The organism is Streptomyces mesophilus, assembly GCF_011044995.1.
Classification (GTDB): domain Bacteria; phylum Actinomycetota; class Actinomycetes; order Streptomycetales; family Streptomycetaceae; genus Streptomyces; species Streptomyces mesophilus.
Genome location: NZ_JAAKZW010000347.1, coordinates 1 through 5,921 on the forward strand (window position 1 = coordinate 1; position 5,921 = coordinate 5,921).

Below are 5,921 nucleotides of genomic sequence, written 5' to 3' on the forward strand. Positions count from 1 at the left end.
TGTATAAGAGACAGGGTTTAAGCCCGGGCGGCCCCATGCTGCGTGGCCCGCGTCAGTCGCTGCTGTTGCCTTCGTCGGGCCTCCCCTGCGGCAACGCCGCCACCCGAGGGATCAGTTGGGCCGCGAGCAGCGTGGACAGGGCCGATGGGTCGCCGCCGGCCGCGGCGCCGTCCGTGCGGATCACCACCGGCTGCGGGGCCCTCGTGGCCAGTTCGGCGCCCACTTCGAGGCGGCGGCGGGCCAGTTCGTACTGGAGGACCGCGCGGTTGTCGCGGTAGGCCTGGGCCAGGGCGCGCTGGGCGCGGGCCTCGTTCTGTGCGGAGATCAGACCGCTGCGGCCGCGGGTCTCGATCTCGAAGCGGACCCGCTGGGCGTTGGTCTCCTGCTCCTCGAGGAGCTGGGCGACCTGCTCGCGCGCCTTGTTGAGGGCCGCCTTGACCTCGACGATGCGGGCGTCGCGCACCTTCTTGGCGCGCTCGATGTCCATGCCCAGGCTGTCGATACGGCGCTTGCGCGTCAGGCCCCACTCCTGCTCGTACGCCGTGCGCTCCTTGGCGACCCGCTCGCGGGTGGCCAGGTGCTGCTGGTACTGGGCGGGCAGCTGGACGTCCGGGATGTTGCAGCCCGTGATGCGGACGCCGTAGCGGTCGAGCTGCCGGTTGAGGAGCTGCTGCATATCGGCCACGTCCGAGCCGCGCAGATCGTACGCGCGCTCGGTGCTCACCAGGCGGGCGCGCTGGCGGATGGCGTCCTGGACCGCGCTGGAGAGCACCAGGTCGAAGTTGCCCGCGCCGATGGTCCGTACGAAGAGGACGGCGTCGGTGATACGGAACTTGAGGAAGAACTCGATCGAGCGCAGCGGCACGTTCTCCCGGGTCGGGCAGGCCATCACCGGTGCGGAGTACGGGATTTCGGTGGCCGTGTCGACCACGAAGTCCACCCGTGACCAGGGGTGCCACAGATAGTGGCGGCCCGCTTCGAGGGTGCGGGTGACGGCTCCGTACCGGGTCAGGACTCCGTTGGTGCCCTGCTCGATCTCGACGATCGAGGAGCGCCACCACCACAGGGCACCGATCACCAGGAACAGTGCGCCGGCCGCGTAGGAGAGCGTCGCGAGCGCGCCGTACGCGAGATCGCCGAGGCCGTCGGAGCCGGCTTCGCGCAGGGACAGCGTGACCGCGGCGAGCAGCGTGAACAGGCCGAGCCACAGCGGGAGCATCCACCACAGACGGCGGGTGCTGCGCGGGATGATGACGGGGATCAGGGTGCCGGCCTCGCCGCCGCGAAGCAGCTGGGCGACGCGGCTCCAGGGCGCGACGGCCTCGGAGATGACCGACCGGCGGTGGGTCCGGGTGGTGCTCATGCGTCGCCCTCCTCGGTGACGGTCTCCTGGGTGACGGGTTCCTCGGTGACGGGTTCCTCGGCGGCGGCCTCTTCCACGACGGCCACGACGGTCGGCCGCTCGGCCGCGAGCAGCTCGTCGATCTCCTCCTGGCGTGCGGCGATCCGTGCCTCGACCTCGTCGAGACGGTCCCGTACGGCCGCCATGTCGGCCTCGGTGAACAGGGCTTCGCCTCGCTCACCCACCAACTCCCGTGCCAGGCGCAGGAAGTCGACCCCGGCCGCGCCGTCGGCGTCCGCGCCGCCGATCCGCACCAGGTGCGGCAGATGGTCGGCGACCTGCTCCAGGGTGTCGAGGATCTGCCGCTGGTGGCGGTGCTCGAGGATCTCCGGCGCCTGGGCCGCGGTCACCGCCCTGATGTCGAGGGCCTGCGCTTCGAGGAGCGCCGCGTTCGCCTTCGCCTCCGACTCGGCCTGGACGTACCGCTGGTGGGCCAATGCCTGGGCGCGGTTGGTCTCGCGCTCGACGGCGGTGTCCATCTGCGCCTGGTACTGGGCGATGTCGGCCTGGATCGCGGAGAGGATCTCGTGGCTGGTCGCGAGCTCCTTGCTCAGGTCGCCCTCGTCCTGCTCCTTGCGCAGCATCAGCGCGTACTCGTGGGTGTAGGCCTCCTTCGCCATCCGCACCATCTCGGGTGCGGCCAGGTCCATCCGGTACGCCTGGTCGGAGGGCTCGGCATGCGTGATGTTGGCGTTGGTGAGCTCGACCGCGGGGCGGAACTGGTGGTTGAGCTGTTCCAGGAGCCGGCCGGTGTCCTCGCCGACCATGTCGTAGATCCCGGCGGCCTCCTGCTCGTAGATGAGGCTGCGGATGGTCTCGCTGACCGCGTTGGCGAGCTTCTCCTCGAAGCCGCGCACCGCGCCGAGGGTGTAGACGAACTCGGTGGGGTCGCTGATCCGGAACTGGATGAACAGATCGATCGAGGCCTTCACGCCGCCCCTGGTGGGTGCTTCGCGCACGGGCGCGTTGAAGGGGTATTCGCGGGTGGTGTTGACGATGTACGAGACCCGCTTCCACGGGCTGATCAGCGTCACGCGCCCCGGTCCGACGACCTTCTCCAGCTTGCCGAAACGGGTGATCAGGGCCTGGCAGCCGTCCGGCACCATCACCATGCCCTGCCGCCACCACACGAAGGCGACCGCGGCGAGCGCGATGACCCAGTAGTGCGCGCCGAACAAGGGGTGGGTCACCGGTGAGCCGTCCGCGGCGGAGACCACGGCCGTGCCCACGGCGCCGATGACGAGGAGCACGAGCACCGGGAGCATGCTGATGAAGGAGCGGCCCTTGGGCAGCACCATCGGACAGATCACATGGACCTTCTCGCCGTCCTCGCGCCGCTGTTCGCTCTGGTTGAGCGCCTCGCCGGCCTCGTCGAGCGAGACGGTCTTCTGGACCATCACGGTCGCCAGGGAGCCGCCCTGTTCGCGTGCGGCGGGGAAGTCGGCCGGGTCCATGCCCTCTTCCTCGGGGGCGAAGCCGCCGCGTGCCGTGAAGGCCTCGCCCTCGCCGCCGACGCGCCGCCGGATCTCCTCCTCGGCCAGCTGCCGCGGGTCGGCCCCGGCGGCCACCGCCGAGATCACCCTGCGCGCGCTCTGCGCCCGTGTTCGCGCCATGTCCGTCCCCTCGCCCCCGTGTCGTACGTCTGTACGTCCGGATGCTGGCAGGGGTGCGTACGGTTGCGCATTGCCGTGGTCCGGCAGCGTTCGGGGCGGAACGGTGCCGTGTTCTTGTGGGCGGTGGGGCGGGTTCCGCGCAGTGGGCGGTACGGCGGCTCCCGTGCGGTCCCGTCAGCGCCAGTAGCCGGTGAAGGTCACCGAATCCTTGGGGAAGCCGCGCTCGCCCACGAGATGACGCCGTACCTCGGTCGCGAGTTTCCGCCCGCCGGCCACCCAGGCGTATCCGGGGCCGTCCGGCAGCGCGGCCGCCTTCACCTCGGCGAGCACGCCGTCACCGGCAGCGGCGCCGCTCTTCCTGGTCACCCAGTGCACGGTGCTGCCTTCGGGGGCGTCGAGCGGCTGGATGTCGTCCTCGTGCGGGATCTCGATGTACGCGTGGACGGGTACGCCGCCGCCCGTGCTCCCGGCCGAGCGGATGATCCCCGCGATGGCCGGCACTGCCGTCTCGTCGCCGACGAGCAGATGGTGGCGGGCCGTTGACGGCGGCAGGAAGGTGATGCCCTCGTCGAGGATGCCGGCCTCGTCGCCTTCCGCCCCGTCGCGCGCCCAGGCGGACGCCGGGCCGAGCCCGCCCTCGGCGTCCTCGTGCAGGGCGAAGTCGACATCGATCTCGGGCCCGTCGCTGTGGACGCCCTCTTCGCGGTGGGCGCGCACGGTGTAGTTGCGGCCGACCGGCCGGGTGTCCTTGGACATCAGCATGTACTCGGCGACCCAGAGCCCGCCCGTGCGCTTGGGCAGCCGCAGGCCGCGTCCGCCCGGCAGGAACAGGCGGAACCACTGGTCGTATCCCATGGGCGCGAACTCCCGCAGGGCGGGGCCGCCGAGGGTGACGCGGACGAAGCCGGGGCTGATCTGTTTGCGGGCCACGGCCTGGACGACGAGGAACTCCCGCTGCTCGGGCTTGAGGTACTTGCCGCTCCTGGCCACCGCACAACTCCCACCCCTGGACATCAAGTTAGGTAACCCTAACCTAGGGTGGGGTGCCTGGGGTAGACGCGTCCCGCATCACTCGTCCCGTATCTGCGCCGCCAGTTCGGTCAGCGGTGCGGCCTCCTCGGCCTGGCCCAGCGCGGTCAGGCGGGCGATCGCCGCGTCCACGCGGGCGAGGGCCGGGGCGGTGCGCTCCATGTAGAGGCCCTCGACGGCGCCCGCGAGGCGGACGCACTCGGTCCACTCGCCGAGCCGTTCGTCCGCCGGGCCGAGGTCGCCGAGCAGGGCGACGGCCTGGTCGAGGGCGGCCAACGCGCTGTCGTACTCGCCCACATAGGCGTTCACGCGGCCGTGCTCGTACGCGAGGGCCGTCTCCAGGGAACGGCCCATCGGCTTGAACCCGTCCCGGTCCGCCGCCACGGCGACCCGCTCGGCGTCGGCGAGCAGGGCACGGGCGTCGCGGAGTCCTTCCTTGCCCTGCTGCTTGGCCTGGAGACGGGCGGCCTCGCGCAGGTGGTTGCTGATCTGCTCGTAGCGCGGAACCTTGGCGTGGGCGGCCAGCGCCTGGTCGAGGGCGGCGCGCGCGGCCCCGAACTCGCCGGTCTCCGCGAGCAGTACGGCCGTCTCGCCGGCGATCATGGCGTGGCTGCCGGGGTCGTCGTCCCACCCGGCCGACTCGGCGGCGAGCTCGGCGAACTCCGCCGTGGCCGCCTTGAGGTCGCCGCCCGCGTGCAGGGCGCGGGCCCGGGTCAGCCGCAGCTGGGCGGTCAGCCGGTCGTCCAACTCGCCGTTCGCGATATCGGGTTCGGTCAGTACGGAGTCGAGCAGCGCGATGGCGTCCTCGTTCCGGTCCAGGTTCACGCTGAGCTGTGCGGCGTTGCTGTAGGCGCAGAATCCGTCCACGCGGCTGCCGTGCCGCAGATGCTGCTCCGCCGCCCGGGTCAGGTGCCGCAGCGCCTCGTCGGGGCGGCCCAGATGCATACAGACCTCGGCCAGGTCCTGGTGGTAGCGGCCCTGGTCGTCCGAGTCGGCGGGCCATTCGGCGGCGTGGCGCAGCGCCTCGGTCAGATCCGTGTACGCCGACTGCGGGTCCTGCAGGCCGAGATGGAGACGGCCGCGCAGACCCAGCGTGCGCGGCAGATGCCACGCGGGGCCTTCGCTCCGCAGCCGGACGAGCAGGGCGTCGATCCGGGTGACGGCGCCCGGCAGATCTCCGGAGAGCGCGTGCAGGGTGGCGCGCAGGAGTCCGGCCCCGGAGCTCTGGCCGGCGAGCCGGTGCCGGTCGGCGCACTTCTGCAGCAGGTCGAGTTCGGCGTGGGCCGGGGCGATGTGCTCCTCGCGGTGCGAGGTCTGCAGACGGATGCCGAGCGCGGAGGCGCGCAGGCGCAGGAGCCGGGCCTCATGGTGCGGGGTGAGGCCCGGGGTCTCCTGGTGGAGGCGGACGATGGACGCGTGGGCGGCGGTCAGGGCGTCGATCTGCGCGCCGGTCGCGGCCGCCTCGTCGTCGGCGGGTCCGCCGTCCGGCGTCCCTTCCGTCGGCGCCTCCGCCGCCGCGAGCAGGCCGCATGCCTGCGCGACGGCCGCGTGGCCGGCGAGCCCGGCGTCCTCGTAGAGCCCGGCCGCCTCCTCGTGCAGCGCCACGGCCTCGTCGAACTCGTCCTTGTTCCGGGCCGTGTAGGCCTCGTCGGTCAGCAGGTCGGCCCGCAGCTGCACGAGCGGTCCGACGGCCGGGTCGTCGGGGTGCCGGTAGTCGCGCGCGGCGGTCAGCACGCGCAGCCGTGCCCAGCAGGCCGTGTCGCCCGGGTGGCCCTGCTCGTGCAACTCCCGTGCCCTGAGGATCAGTTCGGTGAGCGACTCGGGTACGGAGGGGGCCGGGCGGGCGGGAACGGCGACCGGGGCGGAGGCAGAGGCAG

At 72.2% G+C, this 5,921-nt stretch carries 3 protein-coding genes and 1 pseudogene; all 4 read right to left on the reverse strand.

All coding sequences use genetic code 11. The annotated features are described in order from the left end of the window. Window positions 1-52: 52 nt before the first annotated feature. The gene (locus G6045_RS38705; RefSeq protein WP_165336932.1) at window positions 53-1,363 is read right to left on the reverse strand and encodes an SPFH domain-containing protein; all 1,311 of its coding nucleotides are present in this window, start codon (window positions 1,361-1,363) and stop codon (window positions 53-55) included. Next, window positions 1,360-3,015, reverse strand: a complete 1,656-nt coding sequence (locus tag G6045_RS38710; protein WP_165336933.1) for an SPFH domain-containing protein — start codon at window positions 3,013-3,015, stop codon at window positions 1,360-1,362. Before G6045_RS38710 ends, G6045_RS38705 begins: the two co-directional genes overlap by 4 nt. A gap of 174 nt (window positions 3,016-3,189) precedes the next feature. Then, window positions 3,190-4,005, reverse strand: coding sequence for a siderophore-interacting protein (locus G6045_RS38715; RefSeq protein WP_165336934.1), 816 nt, complete (start codon window positions 4,003-4,005; stop codon window positions 3,190-3,192). 78 nt (window positions 4,006-4,083) lie between these two features. Then, window positions 4,084-5,921, reverse strand: a pseudogene (locus G6045_RS38720) (hypothetical protein); the annotation flags it as partial.

What these genes read in the sequence shown, in the direction of transcription:
- G6045_RS38705 (WP_165336932.1), bottom strand. Translation starts at nt 1,363, where the DNA reads ATGAGCACCACCCGGACCCACCGCCGGTCGGTCATCTCCGAGGCCGTC.
- G6045_RS38710 (WP_165336933.1), bottom strand. Translation starts at nt 3,015, where the DNA reads ATGGCGCGAACACGGGCGCAGAGCGCGCGCAGGGTGATCTCGGCGGTG.